This is a genomic window from Acinetobacter sp. Tol 5 (assembly GCF_019702905.1).
Taxonomy (GTDB): domain Bacteria; phylum Pseudomonadota; class Gammaproteobacteria; order Pseudomonadales; family Moraxellaceae; genus Acinetobacter; species Acinetobacter bereziniae.
Genome location: NZ_AP024708.1, coordinates 1,989,873 through 2,014,225 on the forward strand (window position 1 = coordinate 1,989,873; position 24,353 = coordinate 2,014,225).

Sequence of the window (24,353 nt, forward strand, 5' to 3'; positions counted from 1 at the left end):
CCCTCCATTTGAAGGGCTATATCAATCTTTTTCTTAACCTGAAATATATTGTTGTAATTGTTCAATTAATTTTCTTTGATCTTCCATCGTGGCTTTAACAAGATCACCAATAGATACAAAACCAACTAATTTTTCTGCTTCAATTACCGGTAAGTGACGTAAATGACCATTGGTCATTAGACCTAAACACTGCTCGACAGTATGGCTGCGTGTTACAGATATAACTTTGGAGGTCATAATCTCAGCAACAGTTGTATGATCTGAAGTACGCTGCATAAGGGCAATTTTACGCGTATAGTCACGCTCAGAAAGAATGCCGACAACTTTGGTGTCTTCTGTGACTACGACAGCACCAATACCTTTGTTTGCCATAAGTGTAATGGCTTCTAATACAGTGGCAGAGGGGGAAATCGTGTAAATTTCGTGACCAATTTTATCTTGGATGACTTGTGCTACTGTCGTCATAATTATTCTTCCTTTTCTTTGGTGCTGATCAATCTGCACCTCTTTAAATTAACTGTATTTTCTAACTTTGCAAATACTCTACAGTCACAAAATATAAAGTTTATTTTTTACAACATTTTGAAAACATCAAAATATACTGCTTGTTCTTTACGCCGTTTGAAATTGAGCGGTATTGTGAAAAAAGAAATGATCCATTTGAGTGGTTGATAGTTTGAATTTCCGAGATGAAGAATTAAATAATGCAGGCATGATGTTCAAGCGGGTAAGCGTCGGCAATAAGGATTCTCTAAAGTCTTTTGGTGTTATTTTGCGGGGTGTATAGTGAGGCCAGTGAATCTTGGCATACTGATGTGCTTGAACCGCATTGAGCCAAAATGGGAAGTAGACTTCTTCTGAAGCTGATTTCATTGCCCATCCTTCATGGTAAAGCCCCCAAAGTACACCACAATACATCAGTGATTTTAGAATAGAAATTTTAATAAACAATTCGTTCGATATTGGTTGGAGGTGGATATACTTCTTCATAGTCGATAGTCTGTTTATGTACCAGTGTTATTGTAATAGAAATACATTTAAGAACTGTGTGTACTTTATAGTGAATCGTAAGCATTTATTAAAACAATAAAAATTGTATCAAATGCGTAAGTATTTATTAATCAAAAAATCTTCAGGCATTAAAAAACGCCACCTAGGTGACGTTTGCTTATGCTTGCATCGTGGCCATCTTTTGCCAGTACTGCGCTTTTAAAGAATCACGTTCTACGCGGAAACCTTGGTAGTAAAGTTCTGCAAGAAACATTGCTGCTTTACCATGTCCAGCTTTTGCTGCATCTTCTAATGCTTTTACTGCTTCTACAAAGTTCATTTCACATTGGATTGTGTTTACAGCATCCGCATATACATGTTCTAAGTCTTGATGAGAGATTTGGTGAATCATAGGTAACTCCTTATTGTAATTATGATCTTTTAACATAGCTCCCCATCGGAGCTTATACTTAACTAATCTAACTTAACTTTATTAAACTAATATTACAGTTTGCGTTACTTGTCAAGTAATTTGAAATCTACACTTGACGAAAATAAGATTACATGATTAAACATTAAACAGAAATAATATTTATTAAAATCAATATGAGAATTAAGACAAAGGGAGAGCAAAAATGACAAACACGATAGATGGCTTTACTTTTGATGTACCCGCTGCTGAGTCTCAGATTGTTGAATTAGCTCAGTATCATCGTCGGCAATTGGATGAAGCAATTTATCATCAAGAAATTCATCTTGGTGATTATTGTTTAGCCCAACGAAAACGTGTTTACGATTATACCAGAAATTTAGACCCAGTGCAAAAAAAGAACTTTTACCATGTTTATGATGGGGAATTAAGACGTCTCGCTGATGATGACGATCTACATCCTGCACATGCTGAAGGCGGTGTAAGTATTTTTGCTGTATGTATAGCTTTAGCAATTATTGCAATCATTCTATATTTTGCATTCTTACGCGCAACCATTCTTTGATTGTTGTGTCTTGAACTTATTAACAGCTTTATCTGAATTGATCTCAAGCCCTTTTCTAAAATAGAAGAGGGCTTTACATGTATATTAGTCATGGAGCAGTTGAGAGGGTAAAAGGTCATATTGCATGTTCTGGGAGTCAACTCATCTTGTCATAGAGCAAAGACTAAACATCGATCTTTGCAGTGTTGTTCAGATGTCGCTCAAAAAGCGCTATATTTTTATATTCAGAATGATAAACTATCTGTAATTAGAGGTAGTTCATGCAAAAAATCAAAGATTATTTTCAAAAATTATGCTGTTCATTTCCTGTGGAAAAAATCTTGAATTCTTTTGTTGTTGTGATCATCGCACTGATGATTGTTTTTGCAACATTGGCCCTATTGCGTCCAATAGGCCCAGAACAATATCAATATGTGATTCAATATTCCCAACAAGCCGCTTATCCTCAAACCCAAAATATAGCTAAACAATTACAACATCAGGATCAAATCAGTGTTGCTGATTATCTGCGTTTGTTGCGAGCTTATCACTTTGAACATCAGCGTGTTAGAGAATATCCTGCTGTGGATATCACTGATACTGAATAATCCTCAAAAGCTATTTAAAAGACTCCTCTTGAGGGCGAATGGTTTTTTTGATGATCAATGCTGGGATATCTGGCATTGGGTTTTTCTTTATTTCGTGAGTTTGACCTGATTGGATTTGAGGATTGGCACCTATATCATCTTTCAGCATTTGTTTAAGTGCTTGTTGATCCAGTGTAGGTGCAACAACAACCAAAGTGAGACGATCCGCGCGGAGATGCTTTTGGATTGCTGTTTGAACCTGCTTGACGGTAATTTGACTCAATTGTTTCTGATATTGGGCTAAATAATCGGCAGGCAGTTGATAAAATCCAATTGATGCAATCTGTGCATTAATATTAGCATTTGAACTAAAGGTCATTGGAAAGGAACGTAGCATCCCTTCTTTGGTTTCCTCAAGTTGCTTCTTTTGTACAGGTTTTTTGACAAAATCACGCAATGCTTGATGTGCAACTTGAATACTGTCCATCAATTGATTTTGTTCAGTTGCATAGTTCAAGCTAAAAAAGCCTTGTGCTAAAGTGGTCGCTAAGGTGCTATATGCGCCGTAGGTATAGCCACGTTTGACGCGAAGTTCTTTCATAAGTACTGAATTAAAACCACTACCGCCAAACATTTGGTTAGCCACTTCTAAAGCTATTCGATCAGGATCACTTCGTTTTACACCTAGATGCCCCATCATGACATTGGCTTGTGTAGAATTAAATGGAATGTAATGAATATTAAAATCATGTTGTTCTTGCGGTTCTGGTAATACTTCAGCTGCTTCACCTTGCGTCATATTTTGGCTAATGGTATTGGCAAGTTGAGTCGCATCAGCAGCAGTTAGATTCCCTGTAATGGCAATATTCATATTTTGAGCGACAAGTAATTTTTGTCTAAATGAACGTAGTAGCTCTGGCGTAATTTTTTTTAAACTGCCGTTGGTGCCAACAGTGGGTTCAGCATAAGGATGTTGTCCATAGAGTGCGCGATAAAAACGGATGTTCATCATTCTGCTTGGATTTTCTTGAATTTGTTTTTGCCCAACTTTGGTATTGTTGAGGATAAGATTTAAACCAGATGGATTAAACTGGGCATGATTGAGTACATGTAACATCATATTGACAGCTGGATTTAATTTTTCCGGATCTGACAATACGCGTAATCTTACGACAAACATATCTCGATATGCGGTTACATTGAATTGTGCACCTAAGCCTTCAAAGGTTGAGGCGATTTCTTTTGCAGAATATTGATCTGTACCTTCTGTAATCAGTTTGGCAGCCATATTCGACATACCAAATAAGCCCTGTCCCAATGCTTGATCTTGAGAAGAACCTGCATTGAATGTCAGTTGAATATCGACGATCGGGAGGTCCGTGGTCGAAACGAATAAAGTTCTGACTTTTTGGTTATTTTCCAAGTCTTGAACAAAAGGTGTTTGATATTGCTGCTGTTTATCTAAATTTTTTAAGCTTTGTAAGGTTGAATTTGCCTTTAATGTGGAATCATCCATCACGTTTTCACTTTCATCATGATTATCGATTTCGACTTCAGCATAGTTGACACTTGAGTAGAGCAAGGTGATCAATACGAGTAATGGTGTTTTAAATGAATAAATAGAGAATGGTTTGAAATTCATAATGCTTCCTTATTTATTCTTTTGAATCTTCGGGTAATAAATACAAACTACTGAGATTGTCTTTGACAAAATAAATATTGGCAATCCGTTTTAAATCCTGTGGTGTTACTTTGTCGTAGTGTTTAGGTAACTCATCCATCAAACGAAAACTTAAGCCATTTACTTCTAGATTGCCAATCATGTTGGCCTGACCACCAATATCATCTTGGCTGTAGATTAAGTTGGAAACGAAGTTATTTTTTACGCGATCTAGTTCGGCTTGATTAACCAATTCTGTTTTAAATAAGTTCATTTCTTTTTCTATTGCTTTCTGCGCATCTGGCAGGGATACACCATCGCTCGGTATTGCCGAAATCATAAATAAGCTGTCACCTCGATTATACGGATCATAACTGACACTAATGGCAGTAAGCACTTTTTTATCGCGAATGAGGCGATCTTGCAAACGTGCTGAAATTCCACCATCGAGTAAGGATTGAATGATGGTCAATGCATAAGCATCTTGTGGGTTTTTTGCTGTAGCGATAGATTTAACATTCCATGCCATAAACAAGTTTGGAACTTGTACTGGAAGGTGAACTTCCATATGTCGATAACCCATTCGATCAAATTCCAGCACATCATTGCGATCAGGAAGTTCTTTTTTCGGGATTGCTGCAAAATATTTTTCGACTTGTTTTAATGCTTGTTCTGAGTTGACATCTCCTACAATAACGAGCGTTGCATTATTGGGTGTATACCAAGTTTGATACCAATGTTTGAGATCATCTAAACGAATATTTTGTAGATTTTTCATAAATCCAATCACGGGTTGTCGATGATGGCTGGTTGGATAGGCAATCCATTTAAAACGTTCAAAAGCAAGATTACGTGGATTATCATCTGTTCTTTGCCGTCTTTCCTCCATAACGACTTTGATTTCTGGGTCAAAGTCCTGCTGTCTCAACACCAAATTGGTCATTCGATCTGCTTCAAGTTCTAAAGCCAAGGGAAAATATTTTTTAGGATAAAGTTGATAATAATTGGTGTAATTGGTATAGGTTGCTGCATTAATACGTCCACCATAAATTCGGCTTAACCGAGCAAACTCATCATCTGGAACTTTCTTGGTTCCCTTAAACATCATATGCTCAAGTACATGAGAAATACCGAGCACATTCCCAGATTCATCACTACTGCCGACACCATACCAAATTTGAGTCATGACAATAGGGGAGCGGTGATCTTCGCGGATAATGACTTTTAGACCATTCTTTAGCGTGGTTTCAAAAGTTGTACGTGCAAGTTGACTTTCTGGGGCTGAATGAAGCTGAGTATTGAAAGTATAAGTGCATAAGAATAATAAAGGTGCAATAATAACTTTGGAGTGTTGCATAAGTTGTAAGAATTTAGATTTCAAAATATACACAGATGACCTAAAAAATTATTCTAAATTTATAACTATTCTTAAAAAATGAACCATTTAAAGCAAGACGATAATGTTGCATTTTGGTTCGCTTGTTTTATCGCTGCTTTAACGCTAAAAATGTTTCAATCTATGCTAAACTCATTGTTTTTAACGCTATGCTTTTCAAGGAATCGGCATGCAAGAACAGCAAAATAAATTCTTGATTGATGCGGATATCGGGGATGACGATGTCACATTACCTAGTTTACCAGCCGTCAATGTGCCTATTATTGAAAATAATAAAGTAGAAATACCGAAAACGGAATCTACTCAAGCTGATAGTCAAGAACAACAGATTGAAGCGACTGAAGAAAAAGCCAAAGGTGGTTTTTTCAGTCGTATGAAAGAAGGTTTGTCTAAATCACGCAAAAGCTTCGCAGATGGTATGGTCAACATATTGATCGGCGGGAAAGAGATTGACGATGAATTGCTAGAAGAAGTTGAAGAACAGCTTTTAGTTGCTGATATTGGTGTCGAAGCGACAAAAACCATTATTGCGAATTTAACTGAGCGTACTGAACGTGGAGATTTGATCTATTCACATTCATTGTATAAAGCTTTGCAAGAAGAGTTGGTGACATTACTTGCACCACGTGTAAAACCATTGCATATCGACCCAAATAAAAATCCATTTGTGATTTTAGTGGTTGGGGTAAACGGTGTGGGTAAAACAACTACAATTGGTAAGTTGGCAAAACGTTTACAGGGTGAAGGCAAAAAAGTCATGCTTGCCGCAGGTGATACATTCCGTGCAGCAGCAACTGAACAGCTTCAAATCTGGGGGGAGCGTAATAATATTGCTGTTGTTGCTCAAGGTCATGGTGCTGATAGTGCATCTGTGATTTTTGATGCTTTTGAAAGTGCTCGTGCTAAGGGAATTGACGTTCTTATCGCAGATACCGCTGGACGTCTACACAATAAAAGCAATTTAATGTCTGAACTGACCAAAGTAAAACGTGTAATGCAGAAAATTGATGCGACTGCGCCGCACGAAGTGATGTTGGTTGTGGATGCGGGTACAGGACAGAACGCGATTAACCAAGTAGAAATGTTTGATGAAGCTGTAGGTCTTACAGGTCTAACGATTACTAAATTGGATGGTACTGCAAAAGGTGGAGTGCTATTTAATATTGCCAGTCGTACACATGTACCAATCCGTTTTATTGGTGTTGGTGAAAAAATAGATGACTTACGCCCATTCTCTGCTAAATCATTTGTAGCTGCTTTATTTGAAACAGATAAATGATTGTAGTCTGATTCGCTGATTTGGAAACTCCGCTTGATGCGGAGTTTTTATTTTTCTGTTTAAATTTATGCTTTAAAGTATTTAGCGTACCAGATGCTGAGAATAGATTGATCTGTGTTGAATTAAAGATGATTTTTACCTTAATTTCTTTTGTGGTCTACGCAATAACAATTTGAAGAAAATGGCAACACTGTTTTTTTAAAATTAACTGCATGGATTTAATTTTTATAAAAATCAAAATATTAATGTGATTTTTGATAAAGCTATAATTGTTTAAAAGTCTTTCTATTTCTAATATTGTTCTAAATATAGAACACATTGTTATGTATTTATGCATGGAAACAGTCAAAATCATGCAATAAACTTTGTCTATGTTAAAGAAAACGGCGTATCGCGCCAAAGAAGGATTATCATTATGTCATTTTTAAATCAAATCAAACAACGTCGTACAATTTATGCATTGGGTAAAGATATCAGCTTAGACCAAGCAAAAGTTGAAGAAATCATCAAAGATGCAGTAAAACATAGTCCATCTGCATTTAACTCACAATCTTCTCGCGCAGTAATTTTATTTGGTGATTCACACGTAAAATTCTGGACAATTGTTTTAGAAACTTTACGTAAAATTGTTCCTGCTGAAGCATTTGAAGGAACTGCTGGTAAAATTAACAGCTTTATTGCTGGCGCAGGTTCAGTGTTGTTTTACGAAGATTTAAGCGTAGTGAAAGGTTTGCAAGAGCAATTCCCACTTTATGCGGATAATTTCCCAGTTTGGGCTGAACACTCGACTGCAATTGCACAATTTGCAGCTTGGACAGCTTTATCTGAAGCAGGTATTGGTGCTTCATTACAGCATTATAACCCGATCGTGGATGATGAAGTTGCAGAAACTTTTGAAATCCCTGCGGATTGGAAACTTCGTGCGCAATTGGTATTTGGTTCAATTGAAGCACCTGCTGGTGAAAAAGCATTTATTGATGATGCTGCACGTTTCAAAACATTTAACTAAATTTCTATCAGATCGAAGAAATCAAATCTCAAATCTATCTTTGATTGATGTCTGATTTTTGTTTGATCATATCTAACCTGCTTAAGAGACCAATTTTAAGCAGGTTTTTATTTGCGTTGATTTTATCAAATTTTAAAACAAAACAACCAACCATAGAGTGTCTCAGTTCACTTTAGTGACTCCTTAAAAACGAGTTGATCATACTTTCCAGACAATCATTGAGCTAAAAATTCAAGCCATAAAGGATCGAACAATTCTTTACATAGAAATATCACTTTACTTTATCGACATTTAGCTTTATTCGTGGCTTAATCTTTGCTCAAGGAAAAAAAGTGTATTAAAAAATGAGTAAATTAGCGTAGATTCAGCACTTTGGTCTAATTTAGACATTTTAAAAAATTTATACACTGTAAATAGCCATTCAAGTTGATGATATTGTCGGATTTCTGATCGTTATTTTTTTAGTTAATGTATGTATTTATTTTAATTAAAATGATCACTATTTAGGAATGTGATAATACTATTCAGCATGGTTTAAATCGGTATACTAGAAACTCTTGTTATAAAAAGTAGCAATATCAGGAAAGACAATGACTGCACGTATTCAAAAAGGCAAGTTAGCGATTGCTAAAGAACTTTACGATTTCATCGAAAATGAAGCACTACCAGGTTCTGGTTTAGACAGTGAAACATACTGGAAAAACTTTGAGCAAGTTGTTGTCGATCTTAGCCCTAAGAATAAGGCGCTTTTAGCAAAGCGTGACGAGATTCAGGCTAAAATTGATGAATGGCACCGCAACAATAAATTTGAACTTGAAGCTTATAAAGCTTTCCTAAAAGAAATTGGCTACTTATTACCAGAAGTAGAAGATTTTCAAATCAGCACAGAAAATGTAGATGAAGAAATCGCATTATTGGCTGGTGCGCAGTTGGTTGTACCTGTGCGTAATGCACGTTACTGCCTAAATGCAGCAAATGCCCGTTGGGGTTCTTTATATGATGCACTTTACGGCTTTGACGTGATCTCTGAAGAGGGTGGCGCAGAAAAGGGTAAAGGCTATAACCCTGTTCGTGGCGACAAAGTTATTGCATTTGCAAAGAACTTCTTAAATGAAACATTCCCGCTTGCAAATGGCTCTCATGCAGATGCAACTCGCTATGCGGTTGAAGATAAAAAATTAGTGGTAACGCTAAAAGATGGTTCAACAACCACTTTAGCAAAAGAAGCTCAATTTGTGGGTTTCAATGGTGAAGAATCTGCACCTGTTGAAATCGTACTGCTCAATAATGGCTTGCACGTAATTATTGAAATTGACGCAAATAGTCCAATCGGTAAAACAGATGCGGCTGGCGTTAAAGATCTTGTGTTAGAAGCAGCAGTAACGACGATTCAAGATTTGGAAGATTCCATTGCAGCTGTAGACGCAGAAGAAAAAGTTGAAGGCTACCGTAACTGGTTAGGCTTGATGAAGGGTACTCTTGAAGAATCTATCGAGAAAAACGGTAAAACCGTTACCCGTAAATTAAACAAAGATCGTATCCACAAGAACCTCATTGGTGGTGAAACGACACTTCATGGTCGTTCTTTGATGTTGCTTCGTAATGTGGGTCATTTAATGACAAACCCTGCGATCCTTGTAGATGGTGTTGAAATTTACGAAGGCATTATGGATGCTTTAATCACGCCATTGCTTTCTTTTGCGGACATCAAAGGTCAAAACGAAAACAAGAACTCTCGTAAAGGTTCTATGTATATCGTTAAACCAAAAATGCATGGTCCAGAAGAAGTTGCTTTCGCTGTTGAATTGTTTGAACGTGCTGAACAAGCATTGGGTCTGCCAGCGAAAACTTTGAAAATCGGGATTATGGATGAAGAACGCCGTACTTCTGTAAACTTGAAAAACTGTATTGCTCAAGCAAAAGATCGTACGATTTTCATCAATACTGGCTTTATGGATCGTACTGGTGATGAAATCCATACATTCATGGAAGCAGGACCATTTGTTCGTAAAGGTGAAGTAAAAGCGCAAATTTGGTTCCCAGCATATGAAAACCGTAACGTGATGGTGGGTCTTCAAGCTGGATTACGTGGCAAAGCACAAATTGGTAAAGGCATGTGGCCAAAACCAGATATGCTTTTAGACATGTACAAAACCAAGATCGAGCATCTTGAAGCTGGTGCAAGCTGTGCTTGGGTTCCATCTCCATCAGGTGCGGTGATTCATGCGATTCATTATCATCAGTGCAATGTTTCAGCTCGTCAGCAAGAATTGTTGAAAACTGAAGCTTTACCTTTAGATGATTTACTTACTCCACCTTTGGCGACTGATACAAACTGGACTGAAGAAGAGAAAACCAAAGAGCTTGAAAACAATCTTCAAGGGATCTTGGGTTATGTTGTACGTTGGGTTGACTTGGGCGTAGGCTGTTCTAAAGTGCCAGACATTAATAATGTTGGTTTAATGGAAGATCGTGCAACATTGCGTATTTCATCTCAACATGTTGCGAACTGGTTACGTCACGGCATTGTAACTCAGCAACAAGTTGAAGAAGTTATGCAACGTATGGCAAAAATTGTGGATGAGCAAAATGCCAATGATCCAGAATATACCAACATGGCACCAAGCTTCGATGGTTATGCTTACAAAGCTGCTTATGATCTAGTCTTTAAGGGCGGTGAGCAACCATCAGGCTATACTGAACCATTATTGCATGCATACCGTTTAAAATTAAAAGGTTATACAGGTGATTAATTTTACACTGTAGATTTTAAATCAAACATAAAGCCTCTTCGGAGGCTTTATGGCTTTCTAAAGTGGCAAAAAGACAGTTTTAAGCCCAGAAAATTTGTTTTCGCTGATTCTGGTTTAAGCCAACAACATGAAAACTCTGCTACAATTTAAAGGAGTTAATTATTATGTTGAATTATAAATGACATCAATTCTGAAATTAGATGCGCTGAAAAATGCTGAAGTCGTCACGACACCTTATCCGTTTTTTGTGGTTGAAAATGCGTTGGCAGACAGTGAAGTTCAAGCAGTGATCAAAGACTTCCCAAAAATTGAACAGGGTGGAAGTTTTAATATTGAAGATGTGGAAATTAAACCTAATTTTGATCGTTTTTTAAAATCTTTAGATACACCAGAGTTTCGCCAAATTCTGACAGATAAATTTGATGTTAATGTGATGGAACATCCGATGATGATCACTTTGCGTGGTTACTCTCGACAAAAAGATGGTCGTATTCACAGTGATTCTAAAAGTAAACTATTGACTATTCTGATTTATCTAAATGAATCATGGGATGCACCGAATGGTCGTTTACGTATTCTAAATGACGACAAAGATATCAATAACTATGTCGCTGAGATTGGTGCTGGTCCTGGCTCTTTGGTTGCATTTAAAGTTACTGATAATGGTTGGCATGGCTATATTCCTTATGAAGGGCAACGCCAATCGATTCAAATTAACTTTTTGACCAGTGAAAAAGCCAATGCTAAACATAAGTTTTTCCATGGTTTAAGTGCGAAAGTTAAAAAAATCTTTGGATAGGCTATTTTAGACGGACTTTGGTTAATTCTGAATATATCAGGAGTATTGAGTTGGATCACATTCATAGAATCAAGAGAATGAATGTGATCAACCCATTATCATTTTTTTATGTGCGCTAATTTTAAACCGATCACAGCCACACAAGTAAAACAACTTGGCTTACCTGCTATTCCTTTTACATATCAACCAGAAGTATTTCCTAGTTTTGAAATGCCATTACTTTTTAACGCTCAAAAAAGTCTTGAGTGGCGTTTGGTCAATTTTGGTTTAATTCCAAAATGGGCTGAAGATAAAGAGGCGGGGAAGCATACTTATAATGCGCGTAATGAAACCTTGATAGAAAAACGTAGTTTTACAGAAGCATTGAGTAAATGCCAATTCGGGGTTATTCCCGTTACTGAGTTTTACGAGTCTAAATATGTCAATGGAAAGCCACAGCGATGGGGTGTTAGACGGAAGGATGGTCAGGCATTTTATATTGCAGCATTATACGAAATTGCACGGTTAAAAAATGGTGAAGTAATTCGGTCAGCAACTATGATTAGCATGGATGCTCATTTTCATCCAATGATGAGAGAGTTTCATGAGCCAAGAACAGATAAGCGTTCTGTTGTTGTGATTCCACATCATCGCTTGGATGCGTGGCTGAACTTGAAACAGCCTGATATTTCGAGTTTTATAGAGGGATTTCCTGTGGAGGAGTTTGAATGCTTTTATTGTCCTAAACAACGTAATGACATCAACTCTCCACAGTTAAGTATATTTGATGAATAATTTTCAACATCAATGTGCAAGATTTTTAAAAATAATTTTTAAATTCTCTATGGTTTTTTCAATTTGAAGTGGGGTAAGTCCTTCAAAGGATTGCTCTAAAATTACACCCATTAAGTCATTGATTTTTTGGGTTATTTGTTTCCCTTCTTCAGTTAAACAGACGCGTGTAATCCGTTTATCTTTTTTGCAAGAATACGTGTCTACCAACCCTTCTTCTTTTAAACGGTATACAATTTTTGTGGTTGTCGACATTTTAGAGACAATCATTTCGGAAAGCTCAGATACACTGGCATCAGGTTTGGCTTCTAAGGAAACCAATAAACGACGCCGTGAATTATCAACTCCATACTTTTTGAGCACTTGATCTAAGTTTAAGACGTACTGAGCATGGACTTGTGTAACCCAATAATAAGGAAAATTTTCAATATTAAAATTTTCCGCAGAAGGCAGAAATTTTGAATATTTCTTAGTCATCTGAATGTCCCTGTTTTTTTGTAATTATTGCCATATGTTAAGCACTAATAATATTTTATTTCGAATATCTGAATCAATATGTGCGTCACACTTAATGCCAAAAAACTAGAAAAATCGACGAAAAATAGATCCATCTAGAAAATTAACTTAAGTTAAACTATTCCAAAAATACATTAAAATGCAGTTTTTATATGAATAGGTGACAACTTCATATAGCGGAAAATAGTTGCTTCTTCATGCAATTGCTTGATTACCAGTTTCATGTTTTACAGTCTTTATAGTGCATTATAATTTTTTTAAAAAAACTGAATTGATTAGTTACTCTTAAAAAAATCATACTATAATCGACAGTGAACCCCTTTGATTATTGCTAATCAAAATGAAAGATGGTTTAGCCATTGTTTGAAAAACAATCATGAAGAACTTTGTTCAACGTTTGATTTCCATGATTCAAGCCATAAATTTCAACAATGTTTTGCAACAAAATAGGTTTATTTGTTAAACAAATTAACATCAATTGTTATTATATCTGAAAAATAAAAAAACCAAGTTGGCTTTATGAAAAATATTGTCGATTGTAGCTAATGAATTTCACAATTTTTTTGTATAAATGCAAAATATATCAATTTTTAATTTAAAAAAATCAATAAAATCAACAGGTGAAAAATAATTAAAATTTATCGAAATCTTCGACTATTTTCTAAAGTTATTGAATCTCTTATTGGCAACAGCGCGAAAGCTTGATAATCAGATGTAGCTTTGAAAAAATCGATAATACTTAAAGATTAAATAAATGTAAAAATTTCATGAAAAATAATTACAAGTCGTCGATATTGTGCATAATTAAAGTAATTTAGTTGAAAAGGTATCATTCATGGATCCGTCGCCGTGTAGGTTAAGCTTATTTTTCTCCAATTTATATACTTATAAAAATAAGCGGGAGATCTAATAATGGAATTTTTATTAGACCCTGGAATTTGGGTTGGACTTTTAACCCTTATCGTTTTAGAAATTGTACTGGGTATCGATAACCTGGTATTCATTGCCATTCTTGCAGATAAACTTCCTCCAGAACAACGAGATAAAGCACGTGTCATCGGTCTTTCTTTGGCCTTGATCATGCGTTTAGGTTTATTGACGATTATTTCTTGGTTAGTCACTTTAACTAAACCTTTAATTGCATTTGGGGGACTATCCTTTTCAGGACGAGACTTAATTTTATTATTTGGAGGATTGTTCCTCGTTTATAAAGCTGTCACTGAATTACACGAAAAAATGGAAGGGAAGCCTGAAGTCAAAAGTTCAGGTGCTGCTGTATATGCCAGCTTCTGGGCTGTTGTTGCGCAAATCATTGTTTTAGATGCCGTATTTTCACTAGATTCGGTGATTACTGCGATTGGTATGGTGGATAATATTTATGTGATGATGGCGGCAGTTACGATAGCTGTAATTGTAATGTTAATTGCATCTAAGCCATTGACCACATTCGTAAATAAGCACCCTACAGTGGTGATTCTATGTCTAAGCTTCTTATTGTTGATTGGGGTTAGCTTGATTGCGGAAGGTTTTGGTTTTCATATTCCGAAAGGCTATATCTACTCAGGTATTGGTGTCGCAATCTTAATTGAAGCATTTAATCAATTCTCAAGTCGTAATGCTGAAAAACATCAAGCTAAAACGCCATTGCGTCATCGTACTGCGGATTCAATTCTAAAATTGATGGGCAGTAAGTTAGATGCTGATTTATTACAAAGCCCTGAAGCTTTAGCAGCACAAAAAGCGTTTGGTGATGAAGAACGTTATATGGTCGGTGGCGTACTTACCCTTGCGGAACGTTCTGTAGCATCGATTATGACACCAAGAACTCAGATCTCATGGATTAACCTAGAAGATGATGCAGAGAGCATACGTCAACAAATTTTGGCTGTACCGCATAGTTTATTCCCTGTCTGTCGTGGGCAATTAGACAAAGTGGTTACGGTTGTTCGTGCTAAAGAGTTAATTGATGTATTGGATGAGCCAGAACAGCTTCAAGCTTTATTAAAACGTAATCGTCCCATCTTTATTTTTGAAAAAATGAAGGTCATCGATGCAATTCATACACTAAGAACTTCCAAAGGTTCATTGGTTTTGGTGAGTAATGAGTTTGGAAATATTCAAGGTTTGATTTCTCCGCTTGATGTGTTTGAAGCCATTGCAGGTGAGTTTCCAGATGCAGATGAACAGTTGGAGCTGATTAAAGTGGATGAAAACACTTGGAAGGCATCAGGTATGCTTGATTTGTATCAACTTGAATTGGAGTTGGGAATGCTTGACCTTGTTCAAGAGGATTCTGGCTACTTTAGCGTCGCTGGATTAATTCTCGATAAAACGCAAGGCGATGTGCATTTGGGTACGCAAATAGAGCACGAAGGGATTTGGTTTGAAGTGATTGAAATGGATGAGAATCGAATCAAAACGGTAAAAATTACTCGTCCAGAACAGTTTTCATAATCATTGTTTGTAAAGTGATTTAAATCATTCATCCTTGATAAAAATGCCTCAGTCCTGAGGCATTTTTTTTGAATAAAAAGAGCACTTAAACAGGATTACGTATTTAAGTGCTGAAAACTAAAGTTTTGGATTAAATATTTTTTGGGTCATGATTGGCCAGAGATTTTGATGGCTTTTCTTAAACATTAACATATGCCCAATCACTTTATGACCATGTTGTTGTGGGCTCAGCTCGATCATATCAGTTGTGGCTCTAGGGTAAAGACGAAGCAGGTCTTTTACATTAGCGGAAGTTGCAATCTCATCATCTGAAGACCAATAAGAGGTGATAGGGCACTCGATCTCATGATGATAATCTTCAAATACGGTTTTACCTACAGCATTTATTACATAACCTGGTTGGCTACAGAATTCAGCCCATTGCTGTGCTACTTTTTGCGGTAGATTCTCTCCCATACCGAGTATTTTAGTTGCACCATAGCCTTTGATGCGATTGGAAATTGGGAAGACTAAATTAAACATGACAGGTGCTAAGCGTTTAGTGCGACCTTTAAGTCCTTTTACGTGACCAGTAGAGCCAGATATCGAAATAACTTGTGCGACTTTCTTATAATTTGGAACAATACCGAGTAACTGACCGCCTGCACTATGACCAATGAGAGTTAGTTGATTCTTTCCTGTCTTGTTTAAAAGTGACTCAATGGCAGCCGGAATGTCGAGCTGTCCCCAATCTTGAATACTTGCTTTGGATTGAGATAATGGTCCATGTAATGAGTCACCAATACCACGGAAATCAAAGACCATCACATCTAGGCCTTGTTGGGTCAGCCATTCGATAAAATGATGATAAAAGCCCTGAGTAATTCCTGTAGCAGGGCAAACCAGTACAGGTAAGTGCTGAGTTGATTGTTTTGCCGAATAAAAACGTGCACTTAAGCTATAGCTATCTGCGCAGCTTATGGTTAAATTTTCATATATTGTCATAGCACAATCCAAAGCTGTTCAATTTAAAACTACTTTACACAAGTTCTAAAAAGAAACTTGATTGAAAGATGACTATTAAGTCAGATCTGAATGTGATAAGGAAAAATAGGAACTTTATTAAATGGATTTAATCACTTTAAATTTATCGGTAAAACTGGCACTTATTTTTAGTGGGGTTTATTTGTGGGTAGGGATGCTCACAGGTGTCTGGAAGTACGTCCAGATCAGTCGTTCAGAACTTGCCAGAGCACACTACTATGTCGATATAGCACATCGAAGTAGCTTGCTTTACGCGCCTGCTAGCTTGATTTTAGCTGTGATGGCGTATTGTTCGAGTTTCCAGGAAATAATTAATTTACTCTGTGTGATCGTAAATTTAGTTTTTTTTAGTTTTTCTATTGCAAGTTATGTTTTACATGGTTGGCTCAAAGATACGACCAATCAATTTAAGCAACCTCATCAATTAGGTGCTGTACATTTACCGAAAATTTTACTTCGTTTAGCGATGATTTTATTGGTGATTGGAGAGATTTTTGCGACAGGAATCTTGCTTTTAGGGATGATTAAAGGATTATTATAATTTTTTATTATTGATGAAGATGGATGCTTGGCATCCATCTTTCAGTCAGTGATTTTTGCGAGTTTTCGCGATTTATGATCTACAACGTCCCAAATATAGAAAGCCGCAGATACCGCTAACGCATAAGCAAAATATTCAGGTTTTAAATTGCCTTGAATAAGTCCGTGGATGAGCAGGGTAGCCAAAAGGGCAATCGTTGTACTCAAATATGTGACTAATTTTGTGTTTGCCTTCAAAGAATTAATGAAGACTTGCTTGTTGAAATGTAATGATAACATCTCCATCCCTCCTGTCTGCTCGACAAAAACCTAATTGTTTTAGTCTGGATTGGTTTATTCAGTTGTACCATATCTAGTAATTATTTCAAGAGCAAATACTCTTATTATTTAAAATAATTATGACATATTTATTACAAGCATGACTTATTTTATAAAAAATGAAAATATGAGTGATTTTTTTCTTAAATAGTGTATTTATTGTTGAAGAAGTGTGAAGTGGTTATCAAATTAAAATACAGCAACTTATAACAAGTGCAAGAGAATTTTGACTAAAGTCGATGAAAGTTATGCAATATTTATGCAAATTTTATAATAAATTATGATCAATGATGAAAAATTATATTTGATTGCAGCAAATTGTAAGTTAATATTTTTTATGGTTAAACTTTAATCAGTTGATTGCTGTGTATATTCAAGGAATGTTCTTGCCATCTAAAGAATAAAAATGATCGACAAAACTGAGAATGCAAAAGTAATTTTTAGCAGTGTGTGATTAATCACATGCAATACATTGAATGATTTTAAATTGTGTCGCAAACAATAACAGTCTGTTGGGTAAACATGACAATTATTGATCACAGTTAAAATTAGATTTGGGTAAAATCAAATTTTAAGGACGATGGCTAAGACGCTTTATTTCTTAACTTTATCGATAACGACACAAATAATTAAAACAATCAATGATGGAATAAGCCAAGCAAGGTTTTGTTCATTTAACGGTAAGTTTTGGATCAATAGCGGTAAACTATCTTTAAATTCCGTTACTTTAATACCTTCAATAATTCCAAATAAGAATGCAATGCCAGTTACTGGTGCAACCACTGTTGCTGGATTATTAAATTTGCTCCAAAAGAAACTCAATAGAATAACGACAATAGCGGGCGGGTAAATCGCACTGAGAACTGGTACAGAAAATGCAATCAATTTAGTCAAACCTAAATTTGAAATGACCAAAGAGAATAAAACCAGAATGATCACTAAAACTTTGTAAGGAATCTTAGTCAACTCAGAGAAATATTCAGCACATGCACATGTTAGACCGATCGCTGTGACCATACATGCGATAAAAATCAAAGCAGTAAGAAATAATGAGCCAAGATCACCAAAAGCGTGCTGAACATAAGCATGCAAAATCACGGCGCCATTTGCTGCATTTGGTGCTGCATCATGGCTACCTAAACCTAGCTTAAATAAGCTGATATAAACCAGTGTTAAGCCTACGCCAGAAATTAAACTTGCAATGATTGCATATTTAGTTACCAGTTTTTTGTCGGTGACACCACGAGAATGTATGGCATGGATAATCACGATACCGAACACTAATGCACCTAAAGTGTCCATGGTTAAATAACCATTTACAAAGCCTTCAGAAACAGGGCTAGTTGCATAATTATTGATGGCAGGAGAGATTGAACCAGTCGGGATGATAAAGGCTGCAATACCAAGAATGGCAAGTGCAATAATTTTAAGAGGTGCAAGAATATGACCTACGGTATCCAACAGTTTGTTTGGATAAAGAGACACTAAAGTAACAAAGGCAAAGTAGATCACACTATAAATAAATAGCGGAGTACCACCTGTACCAAAGTAAGATGAAAAACCGATTTCATACGAAACTGTAGCGGTACGTGGTGTAGCAAAAAGTGGACCGACTGATAAGTAACACACTACAGTCAAGATTAAACTTGCAACTTTGCCTAAAGGTGAACTTAAAATTGCAATCGAACCTTCAGTTTTTGAAAGCGCCATAATGGTGATGACAGGTAAGCCTACAGCGGTGATTAGAAAACCCAATGCTGCTAGCCATACATGTTCACCCGCTTGTTGAGCGACAATGGGTGGAAAGATAATATTGCCTGCCCCAATAAATAAGGCAAAAGTCATGAACCCTAGAGCAATAATATCCTTGGTACGGAGATTAGTCATAAAGTGTGGTTAAAAACGCAAAACAGCGATTTTAGTGGAAATGCGAGATTTTTTGTATTTTATTTTATGGGTAATATTCCTGTTTTTTATAAATTTTAACCAATTAACCATATGAGTTATATTTATGTGGATGATTCAGCGCTTAATTTGGTTAAATTTGTACAAGCCAATTTTAAAGAAAATTTTATAGGATTAAAAAACGCAAATTCGTAGTTTAAAGCTTATTTTTATAATTATGCATACCAATCGACATTTTTAACTCTCATCATCAACAAGAAAAAGCCCTAAAGCAATCGAAAAAGCATATAATATCGGTTCACTTTTGCGGACAGATCCAATGAAAGCTTCAACAGTCACCATCAAAACTGAACAAGACCTTGAAAAACTCAGAGTGTCAGGGCGTTTAGCTGCCGAAGTTTTAGCAATGATTGGTGCATATGTTAAGCCAGGGGTAACGACTGAATATTTGGATGACATCTGTAATGATTATATTGTGAATACACTCAAAGTTATTCCAGCCAATGTGGGGTATTATGGTTATACAAAAACCACCTGTATCTCTCCCAATGAAGTGGTATGTCATGGTATTCCATCTAAAAATACTGTTTTAAATGATGGTGATATTATTAATATTGATGTAGCAATCATTAAAGATGGTTATTTTGGTGATACCAGTCGTATGTATTATGTGGGTACTGTAAAGCCTGAATCTAAAAAATTAGTAGAAACTACATATGAGGCAATGGTTGCAGGTATTCATGCTGTAAAACCCGGTGCAACACTTGGAGACATTGGGTATGCCATCCAAAGTGTAGGTCAACGTGAAGGCTATAGTATCGTTCGTGAATATTGTGGTCACGGCATTGGTAAAATTTATCATGAACAGCCCAATGTATTGCATTATGGAAAACCAGGACAGGGGCTAGTGCTTAAACAAGGCATGGTATTTACCATTGAACCTATGATTAATGCGGGTAAAGCCAGTGTCAAAGAATTAAAAGATGGTTGGACTGTTGTGACAGCAGATAAATCTTTATCGGCACAGTGGGAACATATGGTTGCTGTGACAGAAACAGGGTTTGAACTGTTAACACCTTGGCCTGAGGGTACAGGTAACTATCCAGAAATCTAATACTTTAGTCTTAAGTTTGGAAAGTTTGATGATTGTTATATATTTTTATGCTTAAAAAGCGTGATGTGTTTAGTGTTAATTTTTTACAATTGTGAACAGTTTAATTTTATTTTGTAAGAAAAACTATTCACTAAGTTTTTTTAAATATTGGTTTGAGTAATTATTCATCACTATAATCTGCACCAGATTCTTTTTTGAAGTTTCTATTGTTGTTTCAAGTTTCGAGCTTATCCATCCTAGGGTAAGCTTTTTTTTAGCTAAAATTCCCTTTCTTTGTATTGGTGTTTTTACAGTCAATATGCTAAAAAACATGCATAAATATAATTTTTAGATCAATAAATCAATGTGATGAGTCTATTGTTTGATAATATAAAACTTGTAATGCCATACTTTAGATCTAAAGTTTAAATCGATTTACGTATGTGGTGCTTCACTTTACATAAACAATTTTTTTGTTGAACATTATTCTTGCGCAGTAAACAAAGCAGTGTTTTATTCTTACTCATATACCTCTGCTCAATATGATTAGTTACTGACGTTACGCACTTGATTTAAATTAAGTAGGTGAAAAAGAAAAAGCTAAATTTACACGACGGAGTCTTACATCCAAAGTTTAAATTTATGGAATAGCCTTCGGCTCGAGGTACTTTTGTTTTGGCATGAGGAGCGAAGCTCCGCAAGGGCAACCATCTTGCGCAGCGGTATCGCTGCTCACCGTAGAACTCGTTCACTATCGTCAAAATATTCAAAGTTTCGCAGAAACTTTACTTATTAGAAGGAGTCCTGCCTCAAGCAATTGCAGATGACGTTTTCGCGTATCCACATTCTTCTAGCTCCAAAATTTAATTTTAGAGTTACTGCGTAACATCAGTTAGTTATTGTTTTGAACAGTAGAGGTGTGAATACATTTATTCAGTTAAATTTTAGATAAGGTAAGTCAAGCAACTCACCTTATCGGGTTTGATTATTTTCTGATTCTAAAATTTAAGATAAACGAAACGGCAAAACCAAATAAAAGTCCCCAAAAAGCAGAACCTATACCGAAAAATTGTATTCCTGAGGCACTCAAGAGAAAGGTCAGTAATGCAGCTTCTCGGTCTTTAACTTCATGGAATGCAATCGCAATGTTGTGGCTGATCGTACCAAATAGAGCAATACCTGCTAAAGCAACGATAAATAAGTGCGGGAACGACATCAATAAGCTGGTTAAGGTGGCAGCAAACAAGCCCATTAAAATATAGAAAAATCCACAACTCATACCAGCAATATAACGTTTAGATGGATCGGGATGCACTTGATCATCTAGGCTTACTGCGGCACTGATTGCAGCAATATTCACGGTATAGCAGCCAAAAGGTGAAAGTAATGTTTGAGCGGTTCCAGTCCAACCTATTAACTGATTGACATGCGGTTGATAGCCATAACTTTTAATCATCGCTATTCCAGGTAAGTATTGAGATGCCATATTGATCACAAATAGTGGTAGCGCTAGCCCTAAAATTGCTGACCATGTAAATTCAGGCATCATCCATACAGGTTTTGCTAATCCCCAATGCAAAGTTGGAACATGAAACTCCATAAAGAATGGGCAGATGATAATCCCTGCAATCACTGTGATGACAATGCAATAACGTGCCCATAAACGTTTTGTAATCACATACACAGCCAATAAACTGAGGATAAAAGCCCAGTCATTTTGCATGCTGGCAAATAAGGCAATTCCAAATTTTAGCAATACTCCTGCCAACATCGCACTGGTCAGACTTTGTGGAATATAATTGATGATTTTTTCAAAAATACCTGAAAATCCAAGTACAGCTGTAAGCAAACCTGATACTAAAAAAGCGCCAATTGCTTCATAAAGTGAATAACCACTTGCTGTTGCTATGATTAATGCGAGTGCAGCAGTAGACCATGAGGTTGCAACAGGATATTTAAATTTCCAAGACAGAATTAAACCTGAGAGACCAATACCTAGACCTAATGCCCAAAACCAAGAGGTAATTTGTTCTGGATTCGCGCCAAGTAATTGTGCAGCTTGGATCACTAAAACAGCTGAAACACTGATACCGATAAGGAAAGTAATAAAGCCTGCAAATACGGCAGGTACTGAGAAGTCTTGGAGAAGCTTTTGCATGATCCCTTGCTTTTAAATTTGATTGAATGGTTGAAAATGCATCCATCATACATGGATCATTTTAAAGCTGACAGCGTTAATTAGAATTTAATATCAAAAGCAAATAGAAAAATTGAATTTATTATCATTGCTGGATAATTCAAGCTTTTTATGATCAAGCAAATCTACACATTAACATTACTTGATCCTGACTTAGGCGATGCTTCACTTTGCTTAACTACTTTTTTTTGTTTAACCCCATTATTGCATTATAAACAAAGTAATGCTCAATTTTAACCTTCAAAGCAAGCCATTTATAAAATGTGTATAGACCCAATGTGTAAGACGCTTTAAATTTAAGCGTACCAAACACATTATATGCTTTTACATGGTTGAAACTGCGAGCTTTATACCGAAGGCGCAAAACAATAGACCGACCGCTGCAACACATCCTGCCGCAACTTTATAGCGGGTGTTAAAGAAGGTTGCGAGTTTAACCCCAGAAAAAATTAAAATGGTTAAATAACTCATGCTAATGATTTGTAGAATCACAGAAAGAGCAGCAAAACTTAGCGCTGGGTAAGGATAATCTGGGTCAACAAATTGCACAAAAAAAGACAAATAAAATAAAATCGCTTTCGGATTTAACAAGCTGATCGTCAATGCTGTGCGAAAAGGATGAAATTGTTCAGTCGTGGTTGATGAGAGAGCATCTGATTGAATCGTTTGTGGTGTGCTACGCCAAGTTTTAACACTGGCAATTAATAATCGAATTCCTAGATAGGATAAATAAGTCGCGCCGATCACTTTAAGAATTACAAATAACCAAGGAAAGGCATGTAATAAGGATGCAGCACCCAATACGGTACAAAGGATCAGGATTAAATCACCAGTAAAAACACCAAACGCGCCGATATAGCCTATTTTAATCCCAAATCTTGACGCAATGGACATCACATAGAGCGAGTTTGGACCCGGGAGAATGACGATAAAAATTGTCCCTAATATATATGTCACGACATCCGTAATACCAAACACAATATTCTCACAGTTTAAGAAAAGCGAATAAAAAAAGCCGAGTGCTTATGATAACAAACTCGGCTTTAGAATGTGAGCAATTTTAGTGCATTTTAAACACTGTCAATGATTGAAACTCAATCAATAAAATCAGCTTCAAGCCCAAAGGATTGGCGTAATAATAAAGCCAATTGTTCACGGGCTTTAATAAAGCCATCAATTCCACTTTGTAATAATTGGAATGCCATCAAGTCTGATTCGAGTTGCTGTTTAAATTCAGCTTTAGAAATTTCTTGATGTGGTTGATCTTGATGTGATTGTTCATGGTTCAACTGAGCGCTTACTGTACGTTGATCATTTTCCAGTTTTTCAAGCAGTGCAGGAGCAACAGTCAGTAAATCACAACCAGCAAGTCCTAGAACTTGATCTACGCTACGGAAGCTTGCGCCCATAACTTCTGTTTTAATTTGGTTCTGTTTGTAGTAGTGATAAATCTGTTTGACAGAGCGTACACCCGGATCTTTCTCAATCGGGTAGCTGTCAACATTTTCAGCTTTTTTATACCAATCTAAAATACGCCCAACAAATGGAGAGATCAGCGTGACTTTAGCGTCAGCACATGCTTTGGCTTGATGTAAACCAAATAATAAAGTCAGGTTACAATGAATGCCTTCTGCTTCAAGTGCTTTAGCCGCCTGAATACCTTCCCAAGTAGATGCAATTTTAATCAAAATTCGATCTTGATTGATTCCGTAGCTTTGATACAGCGCCAATAGTTCTTTGGCTTTCGCAATTGTTTCTTCGGTATTGTAAGAAAGTGCCGCATCAACTTCCGTAGAAACTCGTCCTTCAACAAGATTTAAAATTTCTACACCGAGTTTTACTGTCAGAATATCAATGGTGCGTTCGACCAGTTCATCAAGTGCATAGCCTTCTTGTTTAGCTTGTGCATAAGCATCTTCAATCAAGGTGCGACTTTCAGGCTGTTGTGCGGCAGCTGTAATCAGTGAAGGGTTAGTCGTTGCATCTAGCGGGCGAAATTGTTGAATAGCGTTTAAATCACCTGTATCAGCAACAATAGTGGTTAAGCGTTTTAATTGGTCTAATGCAGATTGAGTCATTACCGGTTATT

At 36.3% G+C, this 24,353-nt stretch carries 22 protein-coding genes; 10 read left to right on the forward strand and 12 right to left on the reverse strand.

Annotated elements, in window-relative coordinates; translation table 11 throughout:
- Positions 1–33 precede the first annotated feature (33 nt).
- From TOL5_RS09210 to TOL5_RS09220, 3 genes are all read right to left on the reverse strand, one after another.
- Complete coding sequence (locus tag TOL5_RS09210; RefSeq protein WP_121775457.1) at positions 34–465, reverse strand: CBS domain-containing protein; 432 nt, start codon at positions 463–465, stop codon at positions 34–36.
- A gap of 147 nt (positions 466–612) precedes the next feature.
- The gene (locus TOL5_RS09215; protein WP_004830394.1) at positions 613–990 is read right to left on the reverse strand and encodes a DUF2750 domain-containing protein; all 378 of its coding nucleotides are present in this window, start codon (positions 988–990) and stop codon (positions 613–615) included.
- Positions 991–1,168: 178 nt separating this feature from the next.
- The gene (locus TOL5_RS09220; protein WP_004719607.1) at positions 1,169–1,402 is read right to left on the reverse strand and encodes a hypothetical protein; all 234 of its coding nucleotides are present in this window, start codon (positions 1,400–1,402) and stop codon (positions 1,169–1,171) included.
- A gap of 223 nt (positions 1,403–1,625) precedes the next feature.
- Here TOL5_RS09220 and TOL5_RS09225 point away from each other — a divergent pair, with 223 nt between their 5' ends.
- Positions 1,626–1,985, forward strand: a complete 360-nt coding sequence (locus tag TOL5_RS09225) for a hypothetical protein (RefSeq protein WP_004830396.1) — start codon at positions 1,626–1,628, stop codon at positions 1,983–1,985.
- A 260-nt stretch (positions 1,986–2,245) separates the two neighbouring features.
- On the forward strand, positions 2,246–2,572 hold the full coding sequence (locus TOL5_RS09230; RefSeq protein WP_121775458.1) for a hypothetical protein: 327 nt from the start codon (positions 2,246–2,248) through the stop codon (positions 2,570–2,572).
- Positions 2,573–2,582: 10 nt separating this feature from the next.
- On the opposite strand, the gene TOL5_RS09235 is transcribed toward TOL5_RS09230, so the two are convergent.
- Both TOL5_RS09235 and TOL5_RS09240 read right to left on the reverse strand, forming a co-directional pair.
- A complete protein-coding gene (locus tag TOL5_RS09235; protein ID WP_042085600.1) occupies positions 2,583–4,193 on the reverse strand; it encodes a M16 family metallopeptidase in 1,611 nt (536 codons plus the stop codon).
- Between the two features lie 13 nt (positions 4,194–4,206).
- Positions 4,207–5,568 carry a M16 family metallopeptidase gene (locus TOL5_RS09240; protein WP_121775459.1) on the reverse strand — a complete coding sequence of 454 codons (1,362 nt, stop codon included), beginning with the start codon at positions 5,566–5,568 and terminating at the stop codon, positions 4,207–4,209.
- A 208-nt stretch (positions 5,569–5,776) separates the two neighbouring features.
- Between TOL5_RS09240 and ftsY the strand changes: the two genes are divergently transcribed.
- The 5 genes from ftsY (at position 5,777) to TOL5_RS09265 (ending at position 12,221) form a co-directional block, all read left to right on the forward strand.
- The gene (gene ftsY / locus TOL5_RS09245) at positions 5,777–6,886 is read left to right on the forward strand and encodes a signal recognition particle-docking protein FtsY (protein ID WP_004830400.1); all 1,110 of its coding nucleotides are present in this window, start codon (positions 5,777–5,779) and stop codon (positions 6,884–6,886) included.
- 415 nt (positions 6,887–7,301) lie between these two features.
- Positions 7,302–7,895, forward strand: coding sequence for a nitroreductase family protein (locus TOL5_RS09250; RefSeq protein WP_004830401.1), 594 nt, complete (start codon positions 7,302–7,304; stop codon positions 7,893–7,895).
- Positions 7,896–8,485: 590 nt separating this feature from the next.
- Positions 8,486–10,648 (forward strand): malate synthase G, encoded by a 2,163-nt coding sequence (locus TOL5_RS09255; protein ID WP_121775460.1) that lies wholly within the window; start codon positions 8,486–8,488, stop codon positions 10,646–10,648.
- Positions 10,649–10,826: 178 nt separating this feature from the next.
- Entirely contained in the window at positions 10,827–11,447 is a 621-nt protein-coding gene (locus TOL5_RS09260) for a 2OG-Fe(II) oxygenase (RefSeq protein WP_004830403.1), read from the forward strand.
- 108 nt (positions 11,448–11,555) lie between these two features.
- Positions 11,556–12,221 (forward strand): SOS response-associated peptidase, encoded by a 666-nt coding sequence (locus TOL5_RS09265; protein WP_100885382.1) that lies wholly within the window; start codon positions 11,556–11,558, stop codon positions 12,219–12,221.
- Between the two features lie 9 nt (positions 12,222–12,230).
- Here the strand turns inward: TOL5_RS09265 and TOL5_RS09270 are convergent, their stop codons facing one another.
- Entirely contained in the window at positions 12,231–12,695 is a 465-nt protein-coding gene (locus tag TOL5_RS09270; protein WP_004830405.1) for a MarR family winged helix-turn-helix transcriptional regulator, read from the reverse strand.
- A gap of 951 nt (positions 12,696–13,646) precedes the next feature.
- Here TOL5_RS09270 and TOL5_RS09275 point away from each other — a divergent pair.
- Positions 13,647–15,188, forward strand: coding sequence for a TerC family protein (locus TOL5_RS09275; protein ID WP_004830406.1), 1,542 nt, complete (start codon positions 13,647–13,649; stop codon positions 15,186–15,188).
- A gap of 117 nt (positions 15,189–15,305) precedes the next feature.
- Here the strand turns inward: TOL5_RS09275 and TOL5_RS09280 are convergent, their stop codons facing one another.
- Positions 15,306–16,172 carry an alpha/beta fold hydrolase gene (locus tag TOL5_RS09280; protein ID WP_121775193.1) on the reverse strand — a complete coding sequence of 289 codons (867 nt, stop codon included), beginning with the start codon at positions 16,170–16,172 and terminating at the stop codon, positions 15,306–15,308.
- Between the two features lie 121 nt (positions 16,173–16,293).
- On the opposite strand from TOL5_RS09280, the gene TOL5_RS09285 reads away from it, so the two are divergent.
- Positions 16,294–16,752 (forward strand): hypothetical protein, encoded by a 459-nt coding sequence (locus tag TOL5_RS09285; RefSeq protein ID WP_005032019.1) that lies wholly within the window; start codon positions 16,294–16,296, stop codon positions 16,750–16,752.
- Between the two features lie 41 nt (positions 16,753–16,793).
- Here TOL5_RS09285 and TOL5_RS09290 read toward each other — a convergent pair whose 3' ends face one another.
- Complete coding sequence (locus TOL5_RS09290; RefSeq protein WP_121775192.1) at positions 16,794–17,030, reverse strand: hypothetical protein; 237 nt, start codon at positions 17,028–17,030, stop codon at positions 16,794–16,796.
- 633 nt (positions 17,031–17,663) lie between these two features.
- Positions 17,664–18,956: a branched-chain amino acid transport system II carrier protein gene (gene brnQ / locus TOL5_RS09295; RefSeq protein ID WP_035300475.1), complete on the reverse strand. Its 1,293-nt coding sequence runs from the start codon at positions 18,954–18,956 to the stop codon at positions 17,664–17,666.
- Between the two features lie 337 nt (positions 18,957–19,293).
- Between brnQ and map the strand changes: the two genes are divergently transcribed.
- Positions 19,294–20,088, forward strand: coding sequence for a type I methionyl aminopeptidase (map, locus tag TOL5_RS09300; protein ID WP_121775191.1), 795 nt, complete (start codon positions 19,294–19,296; stop codon positions 20,086–20,088).
- A gap of 964 nt (positions 20,089–21,052) precedes the next feature.
- Here the strand turns inward: map and TOL5_RS09305 are convergent.
- From TOL5_RS09305 to tal, 3 genes are all read right to left on the reverse strand, one after another.
- Positions 21,053–22,225, reverse strand: coding sequence for a benzoate/H(+) symporter BenE family transporter (locus tag TOL5_RS09305; protein WP_121775189.1), 1,173 nt, complete (start codon positions 22,223–22,225; stop codon positions 21,053–21,055).
- 363 nt (positions 22,226–22,588) lie between these two features.
- Positions 22,589–23,242 carry a leucine efflux protein LeuE gene (gene leuE / locus TOL5_RS09310; RefSeq protein ID WP_121775188.1) on the reverse strand — a complete coding sequence of 218 codons (654 nt, stop codon included), beginning with the start codon at positions 23,240–23,242 and terminating at the stop codon, positions 22,589–22,591.
- Positions 23,243–23,358: 116 nt separating this feature from the next.
- On the reverse strand, positions 23,359–24,342 hold the full coding sequence (gene tal, locus TOL5_RS09315) for a transaldolase (RefSeq protein WP_009584807.1): 984 nt from the start codon (positions 24,340–24,342) through the stop codon (positions 23,359–23,361).
- Between the last annotated feature and the right edge of the window lie 11 nt (positions 24,343–24,353).

Coding starts and splice junctions, on each gene's coding strand:
- TOL5_RS09210 (WP_121775457.1), bottom strand. CDS start 465: ATGACGACAGTAGCACAAGTCATCCAAGATAAAATTGGTCACGAAATT.
- TOL5_RS09305 (WP_121775189.1), bottom strand. CDS start 22,225: ATGCAAAAGCTTCTCCAAGACTTCTCAGTACCTGCCGTATTTGCAGGC.
- TOL5_RS09280 (WP_121775193.1), bottom strand. CDS start 16,172: ATGACAATATATGAAAATTTAACCATAAGCTGCGCAGATAGCTATAGC.
- TOL5_RS09285 (WP_005032019.1), top strand. CDS start 16,294: ATGGATTTAATCACTTTAAATTTATCGGTAAAACTGGCACTTATTTTT.
- TOL5_RS09230 (WP_121775458.1), top strand. CDS start 2,246: ATGCAAAAAATCAAAGATTATTTTCAAAAATTATGCTGTTCATTTCCT.
- TOL5_RS09225 (WP_004830396.1), top strand. CDS start 1,626: ATGACAAACACGATAGATGGCTTTACTTTTGATGTACCCGCTGCTGAG.
- TOL5_RS09255 (WP_121775460.1), top strand. CDS start 8,486: ATGACTGCACGTATTCAAAAAGGCAAGTTAGCGATTGCTAAAGAACTT.
- map (WP_121775191.1), top strand. CDS start 19,294: ATGAAAGCTTCAACAGTCACCATCAAAACTGAACAAGACCTTGAAAAA.
- TOL5_RS09215 (WP_004830394.1), bottom strand. CDS start 990: ATGAAGAAGTATATCCACCTCCAACCAATATCGAACGAATTGTTTATT.
- TOL5_RS09250 (WP_004830401.1), top strand. CDS start 7,302: ATGTCATTTTTAAATCAAATCAAACAACGTCGTACAATTTATGCATTG.
- TOL5_RS09260 (WP_004830403.1), top strand. CDS start 10,827: ATGACATCAATTCTGAAATTAGATGCGCTGAAAAATGCTGAAGTCGTC.
- TOL5_RS09220 (WP_004719607.1), bottom strand. CDS start 1,402: ATGATTCACCAAATCTCTCATCAAGACTTAGAACATGTATATGCGGAT.
- tal (WP_009584807.1), bottom strand. CDS start 24,342: ATGACTCAATCTGCATTAGACCAATTAAAACGCTTAACCACTATTGTT.
- TOL5_RS09270 (WP_004830405.1), bottom strand. CDS start 12,695: ATGACTAAGAAATATTCAAAATTTCTGCCTTCTGCGGAAAATTTTAAT.
- TOL5_RS09290 (WP_121775192.1), bottom strand. CDS start 17,030: ATGTTATCATTACATTTCAACAAGCAAGTCTTCATTAATTCTTTGAAG.
- TOL5_RS09240 (WP_121775459.1), bottom strand. CDS start 5,568: ATGCAACACTCCAAAGTTATTATTGCACCTTTATTATTCTTATGCACT.
- brnQ (WP_035300475.1), bottom strand. CDS start 18,956: ATGACTAATCTCCGTACCAAGGATATTATTGCTCTAGGGTTCATGACT.
- ftsY (WP_004830400.1), top strand. CDS start 5,777: ATGCAAGAACAGCAAAATAAATTCTTGATTGATGCGGATATCGGGGAT.
- TOL5_RS09275 (WP_004830406.1), top strand. CDS start 13,647: ATGGAATTTTTATTAGACCCTGGAATTTGGGTTGGACTTTTAACCCTT.
- TOL5_RS09235 (WP_042085600.1), bottom strand. CDS start 4,193: ATGAATTTCAAACCATTCTCTATTTATTCATTTAAAACACCATTACTC.
- TOL5_RS09265 (WP_100885382.1), top strand. CDS start 11,556: ATGTGCGCTAATTTTAAACCGATCACAGCCACACAAGTAAAACAACTT.